The following is a 21,221-nucleotide window of genomic DNA, read 5'->3' as shown; positions in this document are numbered from 1 at the left end:
TGTCGTCGTCGCTTGCTTATGCAGCTTGATGTCCATGAAGCTTTTCCTGAATCAATTGCTTGATGAGCTCACGAGAGGCTAACAAAGGATAGCTTCGTTGTGAAATCCGATCATCCGGCACCCTACAATTATGATCAGCTACAAAGTTCCCTGACTCTTCTGCAATTTGTTCTTCAGTAAGCTCATTTTCCGCTTTCATATTTTCATCAGTTGCATTTCTTATCTCGCGAAATTCTCGATCAGCGACCTCAAAAAGAGCAGCCAGTGAATTTATCCTTCTTTTAAGCGAATTAGGAATAGACTTTTTATATTTGATCTTATGATCAAGCACACTCCAAGAATCTTGAATTATAGTTCTAATTTGAACTTCAAAGCTAAAGCCAGAAAAACTCTTGTACTCTGGAAGTTTAGCCCTATCATTGTTTAACTTAAGGTCTAGATGAAGCCCTTTATAGCCAAAGGAATTCTCTGTGCTTTCTATTTCTGAAATTTTGTCCGTTATTTCTATGACATCAAAGTGTTCGCAAAGAATGCACTTGATTTTCTCAATATCATCCTCATAAAGACAAACAATGCGAATACCTATTAAATCCGTAATATGATCCAAAATATCGTAATCTTTTTCATCTAACTCCAAAGCATCACGGTATTTACGACTAAACTTCTTAATACATTCATCTCTATTTTTCACTCTCCCCTCAACTTTGGATATAGCAATGCTACTATCAGATCTTATCAATGATGAAGTAAGCGTGCGAAATGATATTTCGGCATCGTTTAACAGCGTAAAGTTTTCATTGTAATAATCTTTAAACCTACTCTTCACTTTATCATAATCACGTGCTGACATTTTGCATCCCTGCATCTAATTAAAAACCAATTATATCCACCAGCTACAATCTTATAATAGCAGACAGATCCTTAGCTACACTATACGCATAAAACTTAAAGTTTGACACTAATCCGCTACTAAAGCTTCATACTTGGTTGACATCTGAACCATATAATAGATCAAAAAATCTAGCTTATGCAGAATCATGCAATCGCTCAATATTCGCCACTAGATCGGTAAACCTCTCCCCCTGGATATGCACGTGATCCTTCAGTGCCTGTTCTGCAGCAGCGGCGTCGCCAGCTTCGATGGCGGCGACGATGGCTTCGTGTTCGGCGTAGGAGCTGTGCATGCGGTGGCGAACGTGAAGTTGCAGGCGGCGGTAAGGCTTGAGAATGGCATGCAGGCGCGTGGCTTCTTCGGTGAGGAAGGCGTTGTGGCTGGCGCGGTAGAGACAGTGATGAAAGAGGCCGTTCTCGTAGTAGTAGCCATTGGCGTCGTCGGCTTCCAGGCGTTCACGGCAGGCGGCGTGGGCGTCCTTGAGTTCAGAAAGCTCCTGCGGGGTGATGCGCCGTGCGGCGAGTCGGCCGCACATGGCTTCCAGTTCTGCCATGACTTCAAAGCGTTCCACCAGCTCCGACACCCCTAGCTGCGTCACGAAGGTGCCGCGCTTCGGCACCACCTTCACCATGCCGGAGGCGGCCAACTGCTGCAGCGCCTCGCGAATCGGCGTGCGTGAGCATTGGTACTCGCGGCCCAGAGCCTCGGGGTCGAGCTTGGTGCCCGGCGGGAAGCGCCCTTCGACGATGGCATCTTCGAGCAGATCGCGAAGGCGCTGGGTGTGGGACATCTTGATCATCTGCGGCGTCCTTGTACTGATGCGAAGTGCTGGTACGGGTGCGAAGTACTGATACGAAACGCTGGTGCCGATGCCTTGCGGCCCTGTCGCGACAAAGGTTGCGCTGACGATGGCGCCAAATCCTGCCGCCCTTGCCTCAATTCCCTTCACAGACATGCCAACCGGCCTTGAGGCCAGTCGCTGCCTCGTCCCCTTGCCTTCATTGAACAGGGGAAGTGCCCGCGCAGGAAACTGACTTTAGTCGTGTCTGGCATGCCAGGACTTGACGCTAACACACTAGACGCCTATCTGTTGTATACAACAAGACGAAGCCAAATATTCATTCTTCAGACGCCATACTGAGCAATGGATATGCACCAGCCATCACAGCTTCGCGTCTCGCGCCTTGAGGAAGACCGCCATGAACATCAATCTGAGTTTTCTGCAGGATCTGCTGACCCATGTCGGCCAGCGCGCCCGCCAGCAGGTCGGCCTCTCGCCAGGCGCCGGCAATGAAGACACCGCCCTCGCCCGTCTGACCGAGAGCTGCCACAACCTCACCGAGAGCAGCGGTGAGGCCTCGCGCATCATGATGGCCCAGCGGGCGCTGGAGGATTATCAGCAGCTGGACCACGAGCAGCGCCTCGCCTTCTTCCGGGTGCTGGCCGAGCACTACGCCGCCGATGAAGACCGCATCCACGCCGCCTACGCGGCCTATCGTGAATCCCCCGACAACGCCAATCTCAGTGCGCTGTTCGCCGCCAGCGAACCCAGGCGCCAATCGCTGTTGCGCCGTCTGAACCTGTGCCCCGGCGGCACCTATGAAATCGTGCGTATGCGCGCTGACCTGCTCAAGCTCATCAAGCAGAATCCGGAGCTCAAGCCGCTGGATGCCGACTTTGCACACTTGTTCGCCTCCTGGTTCAATCGCGGCTTCCTGATGCTGGAGGCCATCGACTGGAACACCCCCGCGGCGGTGCTGGAGAAGATCATCCGCTATGAGGCGGTGCATGCCATCCAGGACTGGAGCGACCTGCGCGGACGTCTCGACCCCGAAGACCGCCGCTGCTACGCCTTCTTCCACCCGGCCATCGGCGATGAGCCGCTGATCTTCGTCGAGGTGGCGCTGTGCAAGGGCGTGCCCAACAACATCCAGCATCTGCTCGCCAACAGCGGCCAGACCACCGAGCGCGAGGCGGACACCGCCGTCTTCTACAGCATCAGCAATTGCCAGAAGGGCCTGAAAGGCATCTCGTTCGGCAACTTCCTGATCAAGCAGGTCGTGCAGGAGCTGCAACGCGAACTGCCCAACCTCAGCCGCTTCGTCACCCTCTCGCCGGTGCCCGGCTTCAGTCAGTGGCTGGAACGTGCGCGTGACGAGGAAGGCCTGGAAGTCTCCGACCTGCTGGCCCATCACCTTGAGCACGATGACTGGATGAATGACGAGGAAGCCCAGCAGAAGATGGCGCCGGAGCTGCGTGCCCTCGCCGCCCACTATCTGGTCAACGTCAAGCACCGCAGCGGTCAGCCGATGGACCCGGTCGCGCGCTTCCACCTTGGCAACGGTGCCAGCCTGCATCGCCTCAACTGGCCCGGCGATACCTCGCCCAATGGCCGCCAGCAGGCTCACGGCCTGATGGTCAATTACCTCTATGAGCCGCACCGCATCGAGCAGAACCACGAGGCCTTCAGCCGCAACGACAGCGTGGTGTGCAGCAGCGAGGTCAAGAAGGAGTCGAAAGCCAACAAGGAGCTGGCCAAGGCACCCAAGCGCGAGGCCAGAAAAGAAAGTGAGCTTCTGTCATCAAAAGCGCCCGAACAGCCGCCCGTGACCAGATCGGCCACGGATGCCAGCGACAGCAAGCCAGCGCCTGAGTCTTTGGATGAATGAGCCGCTCTAAGAACAAGCCGCTCGAAAAATGATTCGCCCGTCAGGCACGCCGCCTGCCGGAGCACGCCTCACTACAAAAACAATGCCATTGGAGCCAATGATGCCTCACGCCAACCACGACAACCTCTACCTGCAATTCGCGCGCAATTTCGATGAGCGCCCGGATGCCACCTTCCTCGACACCATCGAAGGCCACGGCTACACCTTCGCCGAGACGCGCAGCGCCGCCGGTCAGATGGCCACCGCGCTACGCGAGCTGGGCGTGACACCGGGCGACCGCGTCGCGGTGCAGATCGACAAGAGCTGCGAGACCGTCATCCTGTATCTAGCCTGCCTGCAGGTCGGGGCGGTCTATCTGCCGCTGAATACCGCCTATACCGGCGAGGAGATCCGCTACTTCCTGGGCGACGCCGGGCCGCACCTGTATGTCTGCCAGCCCAGGGTGCTGGAGACGGCGCGCGCACTGGGCAAGGAATGTGGTGTGCCACGTGTCGAGAGTCTGGGCACCGAGCAGGACGGCAGCCTGATGGAGCAGGCACGCCAGTGCAGCGCGAGCCACGAGGTCGAGCCACGCGCCGCCGATGATCTCGCCGCCATTCTGTATACCTCCGGCACCACCGGCCGCAGCAAGGGCGCGATGCTGACCCACGCCAACCTTGCCTCCAACTGCCAGGCACTCGCCGAGACCTGGCGCTTCAGCGCGGACGACCACCTGATCCACGCCCTGCCCATTTTCCATACCCACGGGCTGTTCGTGGCCTGCAATATCGTGCTGACCGTCGGCGCCTCGATGACCTTCCTGCCCAAGTTCGATGCCGAGCAGATTCTGGATCTGATGCCGCGCTCCAGCGTGCTGATGGGCGTGCCGACCTTCTACACGCGCCTGCTGGAATCCGAGCGCCTCAATCGCGAGACGACCGCCGGCATGCGTCTGTTCGTCTCCGGTTCCGCACCGCTGCTCAGCGAGACCCACAGCGAATTCAGCGCACGCACCGGTCACGCGATTCTCGAACGCTACGGCATGACCGAGACCAACATGAACACCTCCAACCCTTACGATGGCGAGCGCCGTCCGGGTACGGTGGGCATGGCGCTGCCCGGCAGCGAGGTGCGCGTCACCGACCGCGAGACAGGCGCCATCCTGCCGCGTGGCGAGACAGGCCTGATCGAGGTGCGCGGTGCCAATGTCTTCAAGGGCTACTGGAAGATGCCGGAGAAGACCGCCAGCGAATTCCGCGAGGATGGCTTCTTCATCACCGGCGATCTCGGCCATATCGATGCCGATGGCTATCTGTGCATCAGCGGTCGCGACAAGGACCTGATCATCTCCGGCGGCTACAACATCTACCCGAAGGAGGTGGAGCTGCTGATCGATGACATGCCCGGCGTCAACGAATCGGCGGTGTTCGGCGTGCCGCATCCTGACTTCGGCGAAGGCGTCTGCGCGGTGGTGGTGATGCAGCCCGGCCACCAGGACAGTCTCGATGAAGCGGCGGTGCTGGTCGCCCTCAGCGACAAGCTGGCCCGCTACAAGCAGCCCAAGCGGGTGTTCTTCATCGACAGCCTGCCACGCAACGTGATGGGCAAGGTGCAGAAGAAACAGCTGCGCGAGGAGTATGCCGAGCTGTTCGCCCCTGAGCCGGCCCGTTCACACGGCTGAGCCACCCCTGACAGGCCTGATACTCGATACATTCGTGCCACCGGCATGACGCCATCACGTCATGCCGGTGGGCTCACTCACCCTCAAGCCCTGCAAAGGACAGACAAAAGACAGGCAAAGGACGCGCAATAGTCAGACACAAGACACGCAACGCCAGGCTAGCCAACTTGGATAAAGAGACAAGTCAGATAGACGACAAGACACCACAATGATTCACCACCACTTCACCACAACTCACCACAACAACAAGAAGGTATTACGCCATGGTGATCTACGGAGTTGCCCTGCTCGCAGGGTGCATGATGGCCGGTCTCGTGATCGGGGATCTGCTTGGAGAAATGCTCAATATCGATTCCAATCTCGGCGGTGTCGGCATCGCCATGCTGCTGCTCATCTTCATCACCGGCGTGCTGAAGGACCGCGGCAAGATGGCCGACAGCACCGCCAGCGGCATCAATTTCTGGAACGCAATGTACATCCCTATAGTGGTCGCGATGGCCGCCAGCCAGAACGTGGTCGCGGCCTTCAGTGGCGGCATGGTCGCGCTGGTGGCGGGCGTGCTGGCCGTGGTACTGGGGCTGGCCCTCGTGCCGCTGCTGACCGGCAAGCGTCCCGAGAATGCGCTGGAAGATGACCCGCTCGCCGGCAAGACCCGCTATACGCCGACCAGAACCTCAGTGACGACGGGTGCACCGGTGCTGGACCGCAACCGCCACGCTTCCTCCACGCCTGCGCACAAACTCTGAGGGCTGAACCATGATCGATTCACTCGTCCAACTGTTCGACAAGTATCATCTGGTCGCTGCCTTTGCCGTGATCGGCCTGGCGATGTATGTCGCCTACTGGATCAGCAACAACCTGACCCACGGCAAGCTGCACGGCTCCGCCATCGCCATCATCCTCGGCCTTGTACTGGCCTATGTGGGCGGCGCGACCACCGGCGGCAGCAAGGGGCTCTCGGATGTCACGCTGTTCTCGGGGCTTGGCCTGATGGGCGGCGGCATGCTGCGTGATCTCGCGATCATCGCCACCGCCTACGGGGTCAATCTCAAGGAAATCCGCCAGACCGGCTTTCGGGGTGTCGTGGCGCTGTTCGTCGGCGTGCTGATCTCCTTTATCGCCGGTGGCGGTGTCGCCATCGCCTTCGGCTATACCGACCCGGTCGATATCACCACCATCGGCGCGGGCGCGGTCACCTACATCGTCGGCCCGGTCACCGGTGCCACCCTGGGGGCCAGCTCCGAGGTGATCGCTCTGTCGATCGCCGCAGGGCTGGTCAAGTCGATCCTGACCATGGTCGCCACGCCGATGACGGCGCGCCTGATCGGGCTCGACAATCCACGCTCAGCGATGATCTTCGGCGGCCTGATCGGCACCACCAGCGGCGTCGCGGCCGGTCTCGCCGCCACCGATGCACGCCTGGTGCCCTACGGCGCGATGACGGCCACCTTCTACACCGGCCTGGGCATTCTGCTCGCCCCGACGGTGCTGTTCCTGGCGGTACGTGCGGTGATGTAACGTTGCTCTGATACAGACCGCTCTGAACAAGCGGCGCAGAAACAAGACGACGGCGGCATCAGCAAGGACAAAACGTCTCACGCTGATGCCGCCGTCGTGTTTTTACTGTCAGTCTGTCCCCTTTTCACGTTCACGCTCTCGCGCAGGCAAGTCTGATCAGCGTGGCTCCATCCCCTCGCTTGATCAGTTCGCAAGACGCTGATTATTTGGAAAGACGCTGAAACCAAAAAAGGCCACCAGATTGCTCTGGTGGCCTTTCAGGTTCTGGCACGTATAGTCTGTCGCGCATCACTGATGGGTGATGTCCGCCTCGCAACTCACCGGAAAATTCAGCGAATTGGCGATGAAGCACAGCGCATGCGCCCGGTGGTGCAGCTCATGGGCGAGCGCGATATCGTCACCGGCGGCCAGCGTGATCTCGGGGCGCAGCACGATGGAGGTGAAGCGTCCCGCCTCGCCCTGGTTCTCTGCCTGAGCCTTGTCATCGGCGGCGGGTGCGCCTTCCTGCATCGTGCCCTCGGCGTGGTCGTGATAGCGCATGACACGAATGCCGGCCTCGGCACACAGATGCAGGTACCACAGCTTGTGGCAGGCCGAGACGGAGGCCACCAGCATGTCTTCGGGGTTCCAGCGGCCAGCGTCGCCCCGAAAGGCGGGGTCGGCGGAGCCTTCCAGGCTCGGCTTGCCACTGACACGGGCCACGAAATTACGCTCGTAGGCGGTGTAATGGCGGGTGCCATCGCCGCGATTGCCGGTCCACTCAAGTTCAACCGAATACTGGTGTCGTCTGGACATCGTTGTCTGCTGCTCTCTGAAGGGAAACCGCGTGCGCCGCATGACACACTGTCTGATACTTCTGTCTGATTAGGCATCTGAACAGCGTCAGCACGCAAGAAGTCATCGTAAGCCGATGATAGGATTGAATTGATCGCACTCTGACAGGATGTCACGTATGGCGTTTGCAGTCGCACGACCCTCTGGAACACGAATCTCTGGAACACAAGGCTCGGACACGAGAACCTCTGGCCCACGCGCCGGGCTGGCCGTCGCCGCCCTGAGGTGGGGGCTCGGCCTGAGCCTGGGGTTGTGTCTATTGTCCCCCGGCGCCTCGGCACGCGCCGAAGCCGCACAGTTTCGCTCCTCACCGCAGGTCATCAATACGCTGAGCAGTACCTATGGCTTCGTCATCGCCCAGGACATCACGCTGTCACGCATCGCCGAGGAATATCCCGGCCTCGCGCCGGATGCCGAGCTGGCCTCCGCCTATTTCGACAACGCCTTCCCGAACATCAGCCATCGCCTGGCGGACAACCTCGTCACCCTGATGGGCCGAGCGCATGCACGCGAAGTGCTGGAGGGCATTCGCCGCGAGATCAAGAAGGAGCTGGATTCCCAGCTGACCACCGACAAACTGACCAGCGACTTCGCCGCCCGCTTCATCGAGGCCATTCATCTGCGCGCCCAGGGGGAATACCTGCCCTCGCCGTTCAAGGAATTTCTGCTGGCGACCAAGTATCAGATCGAGCCGGTATACGAGCTGTACGACGGCTATTTCCAGCAGTTCCACACCAAGGGCCATCCCAAGTCGCTGGGTATCAACCTGGCGCTGCATCTGCCTGCCTCGTGGTCTGCCGCCGAGGGACGCCTGCCGCATATCGTGCAGAAATGGCAGAGTCAGGCGGGCACCGGCACCGACATGATCATCCTCGAGATCTATGATCTGCATGGTGAGACCGTCAGCGACGCGCAGCTCAAGATAATGGCCGCCACAGACCAACTGGCGCAATGGGCGCCCATCAACAGTCAGATGCTCGACTCCGGCCTGACTCAGGTCGATCACCGTCAGGCCTACTGGTTCGATATCGCCATGACACAACGACACCAGGGCATGCCCATCACCTCGCAGACCCGCGAATACGGCCTCTTCCTCGACGACAAGCTGATCCGCCTGCACTGCACCAGCTACCACCCCACCGCCGACGGCACCACCTACGCCAAAGCCAAGACAGACCTCGCCGTCGATGACGGCTTCAGCGAGATCAAGCCAATATGTGAAGGGGTGATGGGGAGCTTGATGGTGATGGAGAGTGAATTGCCAAGCACATGATTTTCTCTAGTGAATGATCCTGCCCAGTGACAGTGGACACCCTATTTAAGGGTCGGGTTTCGCCTGATTGACTACAGCTTGAGTAAACAACTCCGGTCGTTCGACCTGCCATTCCTTTATTGCTGCTATAGGCGCTTTGTGATGTAATGCCTTCTGAGGAATGTGGTGGTTATAGAGCCAGCAATAAGGCTCGAGCGTCTGTTCTAAATCCTCACTTGAGTCATAATGTAGTGGTCAAGTGCTTTTGGCCACCGAGCTTCGAGCATTCCAGTAGTTCTTTTCTGCCAAATTCGGCGGTATCCCATCGTTATGCTTGTGCGGCCGAAGTCTGCTGTAGTAACCGATCATATAATCAGTGACAGATCGCTTCGCCGCAGCAACATCGGGATAGCCGATCTCTGATATCCATTCCGTTTTCAAGCTTCTGAAGAAGCGCTCTGTTGGGGCATTGTCCCAGCAATTGCCACGGCGACTGAGACTCAGTGTCATTCGGTAGCGCCAGAGCATCTGCCGGAATGCCCGGCTGGTGTACTGGCAACCCTGATCCGAATGAAACAGGATATTCCGTGGCTCTCCATGCGATTCTTAGGCCATGGTCAGCGCTTTCTTTACCAGCTCCGTGTTCGGCGATAGGGACAAAGCCCACCCCATGGGTTTACGAGCATACAAGTCGATGACCACTGCCAGATAAGCCCGGCGTGCCCCTGCCCAAATATAGGTAATGTCGCCGGTCCATACCTGATTGGGCTTCTTTACATCGAACTCCCGATCAAGAACATTCGGTATATCCAAGTGTGGCTGATCAGCCTTTTTGTAGGCGTGCCTCGGCGGCTGCGAACTCATCAGCCCCAGCTGCTTCATCCGCCTGCTGGCCCGATAACGACTCAACTGTATTCCTGCCTGCGTGACCATTTTTGCAATGCTGCGAGCGCCGGCAGAGCCGTTACTGACGGTATGCGCCTCGACAACCTGATCCAGCAGCTTCTGCTCAGTCTCACAAGGTCTTCTATCACGACTACGCCAAGCCCGGTAGCTACTGCGATGCACCCCAAACACCTGACACAAGTGCTGCACCGCGTAGCTCTCTTCAAGTCGCTCGATTATCGAGAATTGCTCAGGGAGTCCGACATCAAGAGAGCGGTAGCCTTTTTTAATATTGCCTTCTCTTCTTCCACTCGCCGCAGCTTGCGCTTCAGTTCCTGGATCTCACGCTGTTCCGGCGTCAGAGCCTCACCTTTCAGCGGCGCCTTGCCTGCCCGCTCAGCGCGAAGCCTGCGAACCCAATACTCCATGGTGGATTTGCCAACCCCCATGGCCTCACACGCCGCCTTCAGCGTGTAGCCCTGGTCGACCACGAGCAGGGCCGCTTCCAAGCGAAATTCCGGGCTAAACGTTCTCTTCTTCGTAATCATCTGCACCTGATTGTCTCTTTGAGCCATCATACACTCAAAGTCAGGTGGCCAGATTCACTGTCCAACTACAATGAAACGACAGGCCTTCGAGTATATTGAGTTGGATTACAACCGGCATCGCCGGCACAGTGCCATCGGGATGATCAGCCCAGAGGCCTTCGAAGCCCGAATGATCGCTTAGGTGGGTGTCCATAATTACTGGTTAAGAACACCGGTGGCGAAGACCTGATCGCTGGACTGAGTACCTCAAACGCGTGTGGCTTGGCTCATAGCCACCTCTTCCATTTCGTTTCGGCTTCTGGCAGATATCCGTTAAACTATCGGGATACTCAATTCTAATCAGCAGGAGTCTATGTGGCGCAGTTATCCATTCACTTCACAAGCGACGATCTCTCTATCATAGGCCTTTGCCAGGATTACTGGGCTCTCTCCGATACGGGCAAGTGGCAATACACCGTCGCTGAGATCGCTCGTTTGCATGGCATGAGAGCCCACATAGTTTCTCAGGTGGTGAAAACTTCAGCCTACGTCCTGGTGCCCTCCCAGCGCTGTCGAGAATGCGACGCGCCTTACCAGGCATATGTACGAACCGACTTGCCACAGGGCAATCCAGGCAGCGGTGCCACTAAGCCCTTCGTGTGCGCACAATGCCGGCAGGAAGCCAAGGACCAGGCGGCAGCGCAGCGGAGAGCTGCTCAGGAAGAGGCCACCAAGCAGGTCGAGCTATTTCGGTCGCGGCTGAGGGCGTCCTACGAAGATGAGTTGTCGAATGCTATTCCCGTCAATGCATTGACCGCAGAGCAACGCATAATCCTGCTCGCCTTGTTTAAGCATTCCGGTAGCGAATCTCTCGATGGCATCGAACCTCTCGGTAGCAACAAGGTGGATGTGTTCAGCCCTTCCAACGATATGTCCTGGGAGATGCTCAACCAGCTCCGGAATGCCGCCCTTCTGAGGGTTTCTCATCGAAGCCCCGAGGGGACATTGGTTGTCGATGAGGATGGTGGACGTTTCTTCCCGTTCAACGTGAGGTGGGAGGTGCTGGTTCGTCAGCCCGATGACGAGGGCTGCGTAGGGGAGATCGATCTGCCCGCCACTTTTCACTTGCTCAACCTGCATGTGGCTTCCAGCGAGTTCCGCTCCAAGGCTTGGGGGGGTGTGGAGCGACTGGCTCAAAAGATCGTGCAGGAAGAGGCGCTGGTGTTCCTCAACCTCTCGCTTGAGCGCCGAGGATTCCCTGAGCGTGATGGTGAAAAGACCCTCTCGACACTGGCGGACGCCTTGTGCCACTTCTCGCTATCCCAGGTGTTCTGGATCATCACGAACCAGATTCGGCATGTCTCCGACAAGTATCGTCAGGGGCTATCACAGGGCCGCCCCCACGCCAGTAACCAGGTTATAAGCGGTATCGCGCGATACATCGAGCGCGCACTAGCCAATGAGTGGGACGTTACCCACTTTAAGCGGGACTACGAGCTGCCACAGTCGGTCCTTTCTCGTGTTGTATTCAATCACATTCTGAAAACAGACGATGGCGGGTTCCACACCAATCTCCGTGAGTTGTTCTCGCGCTATGACGACTACACGCAATACCAGGAACAGCTGTTGGCAAAGATGGAGCTGGATTGTCCATTCTAGGGTAAGCGACCAGTGATCCCATCTACCGCAGAGTCCTGAATTCCGTCACGTTAGATGTCCATCTATCAATAAGTGGACACTTATCATGACGGAATCAAACGTGTTGGAAGTCCCTCGCAAACGTCGCCGCTTCACTGCCGCCTTCAAGGCCAGAATCGTCGAAGCGTGTCAGCAACCCGGTGCCTCCGTTGCCGGAGTGGCGTTGGAGCACAGCCTGAACGCCACCTGGTCCACAATTAGATCCGTACCACCCGTCAGCAAACGGCTGTGCCAGAAATACCGGCATTTGTACCGGTGCCCATGACTCGCGAGTTGTCACCGGCCACTCCCCAGCATCAGGTGGCGGACCCTATTCGCCTCACCATCCCGCACCCCAACGGGCCGATGGTCATCGAGTGGCCTGCCTCGGAGGCCGACACCTGTCGATCTCTGATTCGGGAGCTGCTCGCATGATCCGCATCGACGAAATCTGGCTGGCTACCGCCCCCCTGGATGTGCGGGCCGGTCCGGACACTGCGTTGGCCCGAGTGGTGAAGGTCTTCGGCGCGGCTCGCCCGCACTGTGCTTATCTGTTCGCCAACCGGCGTGGCAACCGCATGAAGGTGCTGGTCCACGATGGTCTGGGCGTCTGGCTGTGCGCCCGGCGTCTGAACCAGGGCAAGTTCCACTGGGCCAGTCACTGGCAGGGCGATCGTATCGAGCTTTGCCCCGAGCAGGTCACGGCACTGGTGCAAGGACTGCCCTGGCAGCGTCTCGGCGCCGACGGGGTGATCTCGGTCGTGTGATGAGCGGCACAGACTTGGCGGCCCCGCTATTCGCGGATGCGCTAATCCCGTTCTCGTCGGTGGGCTGGCATACTGGCGGAATGACGACGCCTCCCGACCTGACTCAACTCTCTCCCGATCAGCTCCGCCACTTGGCGGCAACGCTGATGACGCAGGTGGAGGAAAAGGAGAAAGCGCTACGCCACAGCGAGCAGGTCAATCAAAAGCTGACCTATGAAATGGCATTGCTCAAGCGCCACGCCTTCGGCAAGCGCAGCGAGCAGCTCAATGTCCTGCAGATCAGCCTGCTGGAGGAAGGGATGGACGCCGACATTGCTGCCATCGAGACCGAGCTGGAAGAGCTCCACCTCACTGCTGCCACGCCAGAGGCAAGGAAGATGCCCAAGCGCACGCCCTTACCTCCCGAGCTACCGCGCACCGAGATTCATCATGATCCGGAGAATGATCACTGCCGGTGTGGTTATCAGCTGAGGCGGATCGGCGAGGAAATCAGTGAGAAGTTGGATTACAAGCCGGGCGTGTTCCACGTCGAGCGGCATATCCGTGGCAAGTGGGTCTGCGACCAATGCGAGACACTGACCCAGGCACCGATGCCGACGCAGATCATTGACAAGGGCATCCCCACCGCCGGCTTGCTGGCCCAGGTGCTGATCGCCAAATATGCTGATCACCTGCCACTCTATCGCCAGGAGCAGATCTTCGCCCGCGCCGGCGTAGCGATTCCGCGCTCCACCCTGGCCGAGTGGGTCGGCACCTGCGGGGTGCGACTTCAGCCGCTGATCGGTGCACTGCGTGAAGTGTTGCTCAACGAGCCGGTGCTGCATGCCGACGAAACACCGGTACCGATGCTGGCCCCTGGCAAGAAGAAGACGCACCGCGCCTATCTCTGGGCCTACGCCACCACCCCGTATGCCGAGTTGAAGGCCGTAATCTACGACTTCAGCGAGGGACGTGGCGGTCAACATGCCCGCGACTTCCTCGGGAAGTGGCGGGGCAAGCTGGTCTGTGACGACTACAGCGGCTACGAGCAGAGCTTCGCCAACGGTGTTACCGTGATCGGTTGCATGGCCCATGCCCGCCGTAAATTTGTCGATCTGCACGTCGCTGGCAAGAGCCAGATCGCCGGGCAGGCTATCGAACTGATCGGTCAGCTCTACCAGGTGGAGCGTGAGGTAAAGTCACTCAGTGCGGAAGAGCGTCAACAGCTGCGGGAGACGAAAGCAAAGCCCATCGCCGATGCGCTACATCGCTGGATGCTGGCGCATCGCGAGAAGGTCCCGAATGGTTCGGCGACGGCGAAAGCGTTGGATTACAGCCTGAAGCGCTGGGCGGCGTTGACGCGCTACCTAGATGACGGCGCGTTGCCGATCGATAACAACCGGGTGGAGAATCTGATTCGCCCCTGGGCGCTGGGGCGTTCAAACTGGCTGTTCGCCGGATCTCTGCGCAGTGGCCAGCGTGCTGCCACCATCATGAGCCTCATTCAGTGTGCCAAGCTGAACGGCCATGAGCCCTATACCTACCTGAAGAATGTGTTGGAAAGGCTGCCGACCCAAAAGGCTAGCCAAGTGCACGAACTTCTGCCCCATCATTGGCAGCATACTGCGTGATCACTCGCAAGCGGTGATGCCCGAACGCTTACACAAGGTGGTCCAATAGATGGGGTCCACTTCACCCCTCTCGCATCAACAAAGATGGCTCTGACCTCTAGTAAACTGCTATCTAAATGAGTAGATATGTAAGTATATATCCTCACCTGGCGCAGGGATCCCTACAATGTCCGGACTGACTGCCATCATCCTCCACCACTCCATCTTTCACGGGAAGCGTTCCCGGATCGATTGTGATGGCCACACCAACGTGCAGGGAACCAACGGTGCGGGCAAGACCTCGGCCCTGAAATTGATCCCCATCTTTTACGGCCAAGACCCGGGAGCGATGGTCGAGCGGGCGGCGAACAAGGTCAGCTTTGTCGACTACTACCTGCCCAACCACCAGAGCATGGTGGTATTCGAGTATCGCCGGCGCGATGGAGCGCTATGTTGCTCGATCCTGTATCGCCGCGCCGGTGGGCAACTGGCCTACCGGTTCGTGGAGGGGGCCGCCGACGAGACGCTGTTTCATCCCGACCTGAACGAACGCTTTGCTGCCGGCGAGGCGGCCCACAGCATCGTCGGCGATGCTCTGCCTGGCATGGGGTGCGCGGTCAGTTCGCAGATCAATAGCGTCATGGACTATCGCTCCATCATTCAAAACGACGTCCATGCCAGCGGTAAGCGACGCCGGAAGAAGGCCGCCAAGTTCAGCCGTCACGATGATGCAAGACGCTTTAGCCTCGGTGATGGGCTGGGGCGGATGCAGCACATCGAACAACTGACGGCCGTGGTGCTTGACAAGTCGCGCCTTGTGTCGAGTCTCGAGGACATGGTGATCGACACCATGCTGCGCGATCGTATCGATATCAGTGACCCTCCGACCCACCACAAGAATCCCCATCTGTGGCAGAACGTCGAGAGCCTGGAGAGGTTCAAGCAGCATGAGCCGCGACTACGCAAGGCGCTTGAAACCCACCTGGCCCTTCAGGACAGCCGAGAGGCGATCACGAGCACCCTTGGCGGCTTGGAACAAGCGATAGCGCGGACGAAGGAGCGACTCAATACTCTGGAGACTGAACGTCGTGAACTCGACGATAATCTCGAGGAGACCCGTAAGCGCTTCGAGGAACGGCGGGAAGAGCTGAATGGCGTCATCAGCCAGCAGCGCAGCGAGGCCCAGGAGGCCGAACGCTGGCTTCTTGGGCAGGAGAAGGAACAGGAGGCATGGGATGCCAAGGACATCGACACCTGGCAACAGCGCCTCGATGAACTGCCCTCGCTGCGCAAAGCACAGAAGGCAGCGGATGACGCGCTGGCCTACATGTCGGCTTCAGCCACACGGATTGAAGAAACCTACCACGCCCAAGTCAATAAGGTCCGTGAGGAGCATGGCAAGGCACAAGCGGACTTCACCCGGCGTATCGACGCCGCCAGCGCTGAGCTGGAGGCCTTGAACGAGACGCACAATGCCGCGCAGGCTGCCCTCGAGGACGAGATACGCAGAGAGCAGGACGATCTGCGAGCCCGCGATGCGCAGCGAGTGGACGAGCGCCGGGCAGTCATCCAAGACATCCAAGAGCAGCGCGCGACCGCCAAGGACCCCACGCCCGAGGAGGCGGAACGGTTGGCGGAAGCGATATCGAGTATCCAGAGCGCCGAATCTCTGGCCACCAGCCACTTGCAGCAGCTGAACTCGGCCAAGGATGCCGAGGATAAGGAGGCACAGGCCCTCGAGCAGACGGAACGGCTCTTCGCTCAGGCAAAGCGCGACAGAGATCTACAAGCCGATGACGTCGAACGCCTCACGCGACAGGTGTACCCCGCCGACGGAACCCTGTTGGCATTCCTGCGCAATTCTGGGCTCGATTGGCACGATGGGCTTGGCAAACTCATCGATCCGCGTCTTTTGCGGCGGCGTGATTTGCACCCCCGGCTGTCGAGCACCCCCGATCTGTCCCAGGCCTTTGGGTTGGAATTGGATTTGGCTGGTCTGGACCGCCCGGACGACGCGCGGACTATCGAAGAACTCATGGCGCTGCTGGAGCAAGCCACGAACCGACTTGAGGCAGCCAAGAAAGGCGTGGACCGTCAGGAAAAGGCGTGGAAGGAAGCTCAGCAGAAGCATGCGAAAGCGGCCCAGAATGTCATCCTGAGCCGATCGCGCCACAACAACGCAGAGGACCAGCTATCTCAGTGTCGGGCCACCCATCGCGCCATTGAGGCGGAGGTAACAGCCGCCGGGAACCAGCGCTACCAGGCCCTCACCGCCCAGCTGACAGACGCCAACAATCACCTCGAGAAAGAAAAACTAGAAGCCGAGAAGCGCTCCCTTCAACTGCAGCGTGACCACAAGGCGCGGCAACTGCAGCTTAAAGCAGATCAGGGCAGCGAAAAGAACGCAGTGAAGGAGAGGCGAGACCAGATCGTGGAACATCGTGAGGACCACCAGGCCTCGCTCACCTCCCGCCTTAGCGAACTGGAACAGGTCCGCGATCAGGCCCTGGCGGATGAGGGCATCGATATTGCCACGCGGCGGGCGAAAAAAACGGAGGTCGCCCGCTTAACCGACGAGATTGAGGAGGTGGAGACGAAGCGGGATGAGGTCTTCGCCTATCAACAGTGGCGAAACCTCATGATCGAGGAAAAGCCGCGGAAGGAACGCAGCTTCCACGACGCCAAACGCCGGCAGGAGAACGCCGAGCTTGAACTGAGTGACGCCAAGCGTGCCTATGGCACCACGCGGGAACGCCTCGAGGATGAGCGCCAGCAGGTCGCTACGAACATCAGCCGCGCCTCACAAGCGTGTGAGTCCTGGCAACGGCTGTGCCACAACGCCTCTGGCCTGCTGGAGACAATTCCGGTCATCGAGATTTCAGACCGTCAAGCGCTTTCGACCAACAGCGAAGCCCTGAGCGATGAGCAGCTGGCCACCGAGATGCGCCGGTTGATCGAGTTCACAACCTGGCAGAAACAGGTTGTCATCAAGGCCTCGCGCGAAAGCAGCAGCCTCATTGCGCAACACCCCGAGACCCAGATTCACGACACCTGGAACCGCATGAGTGAGGCGCGGCGCATACAATCCGGTCTGCCTGAGGCCACCGAGGCCCTATACATCGTGCTGATGCAGGACCTTCAAGCGCTGGTCGATGAAGCGCTCCCTCAAGTCGAAAGCGCGCTCAACGAAACGATCCACAGTATCGGCGGGCAACTCGCCTACTACCATGAGAACCTCAAAAACCTTGACACAATGACCTCGCGAGTCAGCCGTGAGCTGGAAACACAGCTGAACACGCAACACGAGTTCGCCGAGATCAGTGATGTGAAAATTGTCGTGCGCTCGAACATCCACGAATACGACTTCTGGAAGAACCTCAGCGCCTTTGCCCAGGCATGGAAAGCCTGGGGCCAGCAGAACTTTGCCGGCCTGCCGAGTACCGCCCTGCTTTCCGCGATGAGCCACGTCGACAGAGACCTGAAGGCCGCCAAGATGGCGAGCTTCGACCTCAAGAACCTGGTCAGCATCGAGATTCAATTTCGAGAACAAGGCCGCCTAGTGCCTATCCGCCGTGATGAAGACATGAAGAAGGCCAGCAGTGAGGGGCTGTCCAACATCGCCATTCTGGTCCTGTTCAGCGGACTGACGCGCTACCTATGCCGAGATCCACAGGTCAACATCACCTGGCCCATCGATGAGCTGGGCAAGCTCGACCCGAAGAACGTGGCCAAGATCTTCCGCATGATGGCCGACTACAACATCACACTGATGTGTGCCCAGCCCAAGCTACACAGCGATGTGCAGCGTCATTTCACACAGAAAGTCTCCTTAAGCAAGAGCGGCGGGGTTCGCATCATGCGCCCGCGCGAACATGACAAGGGCCACAACCCGCTGTTGGGCATGGACAGCAGTGATGCCTTGGCGCCGGCGGCCATGGCGCCTCAGGTCGACATGGAGAATCCGCTATGAGCTACGATCCACGTTTCGCCGCCACCATCGAGGGGCTATTGAAGGGCGAGGTGCTGTGCCCCGTCAGTGCCAATGAGGCGCACGATTACCTCAGCACGCTCGAAGGCCAGGACCGGGTCCGCCATTACCTCGCCGAGATCGGCCATGGGCTTGAAAAAACCCGGGATGGCTCAGGGTATTACTGCGTCTACCTGGATACCGAGTCGCGCAGCGTCCGGCATCGGATCCGCCACCAGTTCGAAAGCGCGGTGCGTGACTGGGAAGCCCTCTTGCGCTGGCTGCGCCTGTCTAGACAAGCCTCGCAATCCTCGCAGCCTTTGAAGGTGAAGGATGTCGTGCGCGAGAGTGAGTGGCTCGCTGCCATCGAAAATTCTTCCATGATGCAGGAAGAGCTGGAAGTCATCGCCACCCGCTTTCAGGTGCAGTCTCAGTCACGCGATGCCAAGGTCCGCCTGCGTCACCTGCTCGAGAAGCTGTGCAAGCTCGGCTACCTGGTGGCCATCGATAGTTCCGGCGCCATCTACCAGGCCACCGGCAAGTGGTCCTTGCTCCAGGATCAGCTGGAGTTCGTGATGGAACGCGAAGGCATCGTCGCGGAAGAGCGTGAGGCCGCGCTGAGCGAACCGCAGCAAGAGGGACTATTCCTTGGCACGACTTGATGATGCGCGAAATGCGATGAAGGCCTTGGCCAAACATACCGATGTCTTGGCCGAGGCAACGCTTGAACACGGCGGTGTGATCTATGACACCCCCGATAACCGTGAGCCGATTCAGGCCCTGAATCATCACCAGCTGGTCTTTCACCTCGATGAAGACCTCCCGCACGTCCAGGTCAGTCGTGTGGTTGGGGACCTGATCGCGCATGTGACTCAGAGCTATCAACGTCAGGCGTCTAGTGGTGCCGTCAGTGACTTGGTGCGCGAGCTGGAACACGTCGTGGAAAGCTATTTTGTGGCCCGGGACAAGGGGGCGACCGATGATGCCTCTCGGAAGCTGATCGAGGCCCAGGAAGTCATTGCCAGCCTCATCAACACCCTTCAAGCCATCGTGAACCGCTTCACGCACTATATCCATAATCGCTTTTCAACGGTCTCCGATATTGATCTGCGTATCCTGGAGAACCGCCGTGCATTGGATGAAGCCAGCAACATCAACCGGCTTCTCGATACCCTGACCCCGTCCTACTTAATGCAGCTCGCTCGGTTCAGCCGCGAGCTACAGTATCTATTGACCAAAATCTTGGCGCGAAGCCTCTCGCGCTTGAGGGCGAATTTGGTGGATGCCCTCCACCGGCTCACCGATAACCTGGCCAAGCTGCAGAACGACAAGGAAGTGCAGCGACAGAACCATGTCATCGATGCCTGGCTGCAGCACTACGATAAGAATCCTCGGTATACCCCCACCGAAGATATCCTTGATGAAGCCCATGGCCGGTCGCCTAGCCTCTTCCGAGTAGTGCCTCTTGAGATACGGGCGCACCCGGCCATCGACGACCCTTCGCAGCGTGAGGAGCTTGAAGAGCTCGCGGTGAATGCGTTGCGTCGCCTAGAACCCGGGGCGCTAGCCGATTCAAATGTCGCCACTGAGCGAGTCGAGGTCATCGACCAGCGTGGCGCCGAGGAGGTCGAGCCTGAAGATTCGCTCGAGCAGGCCCTGGAATGGTTCTTTGAGGCCTTGCCGACTCTCGTGACGCAACAGCCAATCTCAGCCATCGACGCCTACTACAAGCTCGATGTCGTGGAGCCCCTCGATTTCTGGATGCTGGCACTATGGGAGAGTTACAACATGCGGCTGGAGAACGGTGAGGACGTAGTGCCGGTCGAGCTGACCGAGCGGCAAATGGGTACTTATGATGGCACCCGCTTAGTGGAGGACATCGTTTTTTCTCTGGAAAGGCATCACGCGGCATGAGGGACACGATCAAGGCACTCCAGCGCGTCCTTCGTCAGCCCACCGACCAGGTGCGACTGGGCCAGGTGTGGCGACACATTCATGAAGAGCATGGCATTGGCACCCCTCAAGGAAGGACGCTGCGGCTACTGGCCCACGACCTCGATCGTATCCGCCGTGTCTATGATCGACTCACCAATAACGCCGGCCTTCACCTCAACCTGGATCAGGATCGGGTGAGCCTGGCGGGTCACCTACCGGACGAGAAGATCTCCACGCACCAGGCCTTCTCTTCCCTCCAGCGTGTTGCGCACACCAAAGGTGAGGTGACCATCCGAGCCGGGGATACTGATCTCCCGCTTCCTTGCCCGCCCGGCGTTCTCCCCGCGGTACTCGGCGACATGCTCATCCTGCCGCCCGAGACCCAGCACGTGCTGGTTGTAGAAAATGGGGCAGTGATGGAGCGCTGGTGGCAGATCATGCCGCTGCTACCAGACGCACTGCGCCACAATACCCTCATTCTCTATCGGGGCCATGACCAAGGCGCCCGCGAGCTGAAAACATTGCTGGCTGATTGGGCCGACAGAATATCGTTGCACTTGTTTGTGGATTTCGACGCGGCGGGCCTTGAGATAGCCCAGGGGGTCTTTGCAGACGTTCCAGCGCGCCAGCAGCAAGTCGTCATCCCCGTCTTCCCCCTCGAGCTCAAGAATTACCGTAAAGAGGGCGAGTATTTCAAGCAGCTTGAACAACTGGCCCGTTTGGAGCGCCAGCAAGGCTTGAGTGCCGAGCTGCGCCAGGCAGTGCAGTTGATGAGGCAGGAACGACTCGCCTTGTCACAAGAAGCGATGCTGGCGCATGGAGCACCAGTGACCAGCATCGCCTATCGTGCTGGCAACCACCATCCTACCTGACCATGAGGTTTGTTTGTGCGACACTACAATCACACTCCCCGAATGGGTAACCACCCTAGAGCAGTTGCTGAGCATCGCAAGGCACGATACCAAGCAGTAGCGCCATGTGACCAATTTTCTGCTCGCGTGGTGGAACGCCGAGGAATGCGGCGGCTTCGATTTCACTGATCTCTGGAG

At 58.7% G+C, this 21,221-nt stretch carries 16 protein-coding genes and 3 pseudogenes; 14 read left to right on the top strand and 5 right to left on the bottom strand.

Annotated features, from left to right (window positions below; all coding sequences use genetic code 11):
- Positions 1-16 precede the first annotated feature (16 nt).
- Both NH396_RS16000 and NH396_RS15995 read right to left on the bottom strand, forming a co-directional pair.
- Positions 17-850, bottom strand: coding sequence for a hypothetical protein (locus tag NH396_RS16000; protein ID WP_253064869.1), 834 nt, complete (start codon positions 848-850; stop codon positions 17-19).
- A gap of 175 nt (positions 851-1,025) precedes the next feature.
- A complete protein-coding gene (locus NH396_RS15995) occupies positions 1,026-1,691 on the bottom strand; it encodes a GntR family transcriptional regulator (RefSeq protein ID WP_253064867.1) in 666 nt (221 codons plus the stop codon).
- 400 nt (positions 1,692-2,091) lie between these two features.
- On the opposite strand from NH396_RS15995, the gene NH396_RS15990 reads away from it, so the two are divergent.
- From NH396_RS15990 to madM, 4 genes are all read left to right on the top strand, one after another.
- A complete protein-coding gene (locus NH396_RS15990; protein WP_290441818.1) occupies positions 2,092-3,561 on the top strand; it encodes a malonyl-CoA decarboxylase in 1,470 nt (489 codons plus the stop codon).
- 100 nt (positions 3,562-3,661) lie between these two features.
- Positions 3,662-5,221, top strand: coding sequence for a malonyl-CoA synthase (locus tag NH396_RS15985; protein WP_253064865.1), 1,560 nt, complete (start codon positions 3,662-3,664; stop codon positions 5,219-5,221).
- Positions 5,222-5,484: 263 nt separating this feature from the next.
- Positions 5,485-5,967 carry a malonate transporter subunit MadL gene (madL, locus tag NH396_RS15980; protein WP_176677216.1) on the top strand — a complete coding sequence of 161 codons (483 nt, stop codon included), beginning with the start codon at positions 5,485-5,487 and terminating at the stop codon, positions 5,965-5,967.
- A gap of 10 nt (positions 5,968-5,977) precedes the next feature.
- On the top strand, positions 5,978-6,739 hold the full coding sequence (madM, locus tag NH396_RS15975) for a malonate transporter subunit MadM (RefSeq protein ID WP_176677217.1): 762 nt from the start codon (positions 5,978-5,980) through the stop codon (positions 6,737-6,739).
- A 288-nt stretch (positions 6,740-7,027) separates the two neighbouring features.
- Here madM and NH396_RS15970 read toward each other — a convergent pair whose 3' ends face one another.
- Complete coding sequence (locus NH396_RS15970) at positions 7,028-7,534, bottom strand: OsmC family protein (protein WP_253064863.1); 507 nt, start codon at positions 7,532-7,534, stop codon at positions 7,028-7,030.
- A gap of 289 nt (positions 7,535-7,823) precedes the next feature.
- Between NH396_RS15970 and NH396_RS15965 the strand changes: the two genes are divergently transcribed.
- On the top strand, positions 7,824-8,846 hold the full coding sequence (locus NH396_RS15965; RefSeq protein WP_253064861.1) for a hypothetical protein: 1,023 nt from the start codon (positions 7,824-7,826) through the stop codon (positions 8,844-8,846).
- A gap of 45 nt (positions 8,847-8,891) precedes the next feature.
- On the opposite strand, the pseudogene NH396_RS15960 reads toward NH396_RS15965, so the two are convergent.
- Both NH396_RS15960 and NH396_RS15955 read right to left on the bottom strand, forming a co-directional pair.
- Positions 8,892-9,071, bottom strand: a pseudogene (locus NH396_RS15960) (IS481 family transposase); the annotation flags it as partial.
- A 9-nt stretch (positions 9,072-9,080) separates the two neighbouring features.
- Positions 9,081-10,258 (bottom strand): annotated as a pseudogene (locus tag NH396_RS15955) (IS3 family transposase).
- A gap of 70 nt (positions 10,259-10,328) precedes the next feature.
- On the opposite strand from NH396_RS15955, the pseudogene NH396_RS17220 reads away from it, so the two are divergent.
- The 9 genes and pseudogenes from NH396_RS17220 to NH396_RS15920 form a co-directional block, all read left to right on the top strand.
- Positions 10,329-10,439 (top strand): annotated as a pseudogene (locus NH396_RS17220) (IS3 family transposase); the annotation flags it as partial.
- A gap of 173 nt (positions 10,440-10,612) precedes the next feature.
- Entirely contained in the window at positions 10,613-11,896 is a 1,284-nt protein-coding gene (locus NH396_RS15950; protein WP_253064859.1) for a hypothetical protein, read from the top strand.
- A gap of 85 nt (positions 11,897-11,981) precedes the next feature.
- On the top strand, positions 11,982-12,200 hold the full coding sequence (locus tag NH396_RS17215; protein ID WP_366071753.1) for a transposase: 219 nt from the start codon (positions 11,982-11,984) through the stop codon (positions 12,198-12,200).
- Between the two features lie 145 nt (positions 12,201-12,345).
- Positions 12,346-12,681 carry an IS66 family insertion sequence element accessory protein TnpB gene (gene tnpB / locus NH396_RS15945; RefSeq protein ID WP_253064857.1) on the top strand — a complete coding sequence of 112 codons (336 nt, stop codon included), beginning with the start codon at positions 12,346-12,348 and terminating at the stop codon, positions 12,679-12,681.
- An 80-nt stretch (positions 12,682-12,761) separates the two neighbouring features.
- Complete coding sequence (locus tag NH396_RS15940) at positions 12,762-14,291, top strand: IS66 family transposase (protein WP_253064877.1); 1,530 nt, start codon at positions 12,762-12,764, stop codon at positions 14,289-14,291.
- A gap of 166 nt (positions 14,292-14,457) precedes the next feature.
- A complete protein-coding gene (locus NH396_RS15935) occupies positions 14,458-18,240 on the top strand; it encodes an ATP-binding protein (RefSeq protein WP_253064855.1) in 3,783 nt (1,260 codons plus the stop codon).
- Complete coding sequence (locus NH396_RS15930) at positions 18,237-18,899, top strand: hypothetical protein (protein ID WP_253064853.1); 663 nt, start codon at positions 18,237-18,239, stop codon at positions 18,897-18,899. Before NH396_RS15935 ends, NH396_RS15930 begins: the two co-directional genes overlap by 4 nt.
- Positions 18,886-20,151, top strand: coding sequence for a hypothetical protein (locus NH396_RS15925; protein ID WP_253064851.1), 1,266 nt, complete (start codon positions 18,886-18,888; stop codon positions 20,149-20,151). Before NH396_RS15930 ends, NH396_RS15925 begins: the two co-directional genes overlap by 14 nt.
- A complete protein-coding gene (locus NH396_RS15920) occupies positions 20,148-21,044 on the top strand; it encodes a DUF2399 domain-containing protein (protein ID WP_253064849.1) in 897 nt (298 codons plus the stop codon). Before NH396_RS15925 ends, NH396_RS15920 begins: the two co-directional genes overlap by 4 nt.
- Positions 21,045-21,221 lie beyond the last annotated feature (177 nt).

Source organism: Cobetia sp. Dlab-2-AX, assembly GCF_024124625.1.
Lineage (GTDB): Bacteria > Pseudomonadota > Gammaproteobacteria > Pseudomonadales > Halomonadaceae > Cobetia.
This window is presented reverse-complemented; position numbering and strand designations above follow the sequence as displayed.

Excerpts from the sequence above, each read along its gene's own strand:
- NH396_RS16000 (WP_253064869.1), bottom strand. The coding sequence starts at position 850 with ATGTCAGCACGTGATTATGATAAAGTGAAGAGTAGGTTTAAAGATTAT.
- NH396_RS15995 (WP_253064867.1), bottom strand. The coding sequence starts at position 1,691 with ATGATCAAGATGTCCCACACCCAGCGCCTTCGCGATCTGCTCGAAGAT.
- NH396_RS15990 (WP_290441818.1), top strand. The coding sequence starts at position 2,092 with ATGAACATCAATCTGAGTTTTCTGCAGGATCTGCTGACCCATGTCGGC.
- NH396_RS15985 (WP_253064865.1), top strand. The coding sequence starts at position 3,662 with ATGCCTCACGCCAACCACGACAACCTCTACCTGCAATTCGCGCGCAAT.
- madL (WP_176677216.1), top strand. The coding sequence starts at position 5,485 with ATGGTGATCTACGGAGTTGCCCTGCTCGCAGGGTGCATGATGGCCGGT.
- madM (WP_176677217.1), top strand. The coding sequence starts at position 5,978 with ATGATCGATTCACTCGTCCAACTGTTCGACAAGTATCATCTGGTCGCT.
- NH396_RS15970 (WP_253064863.1), bottom strand. The coding sequence starts at position 7,534 with ATGTCCAGACGACACCAGTATTCGGTTGAACTTGAGTGGACCGGCAAT.
- NH396_RS17215 (WP_366071753.1), top strand. The coding sequence starts at position 11,982 with ATGACGGAATCAAACGTGTTGGAAGTCCCTCGCAAACGTCGCCGCTTC.
- tnpB (WP_253064857.1), top strand. The coding sequence starts at position 12,346 with ATGATCCGCATCGACGAAATCTGGCTGGCTACCGCCCCCCTGGATGTG.
- NH396_RS15940 (WP_253064877.1), top strand. The coding sequence starts at position 12,762 with ATGACGACGCCTCCCGACCTGACTCAACTCTCTCCCGATCAGCTCCGC.
- NH396_RS15935 (WP_253064855.1), top strand. The coding sequence starts at position 14,458 with ATGTCCGGACTGACTGCCATCATCCTCCACCACTCCATCTTTCACGGG.
- NH396_RS15930 (WP_253064853.1), top strand. The coding sequence starts at position 18,237 with ATGAGCTACGATCCACGTTTCGCCGCCACCATCGAGGGGCTATTGAAG.
- NH396_RS15920 (WP_253064849.1), top strand. The coding sequence starts at position 20,148 with ATGAGGGACACGATCAAGGCACTCCAGCGCGTCCTTCGTCAGCCCACC.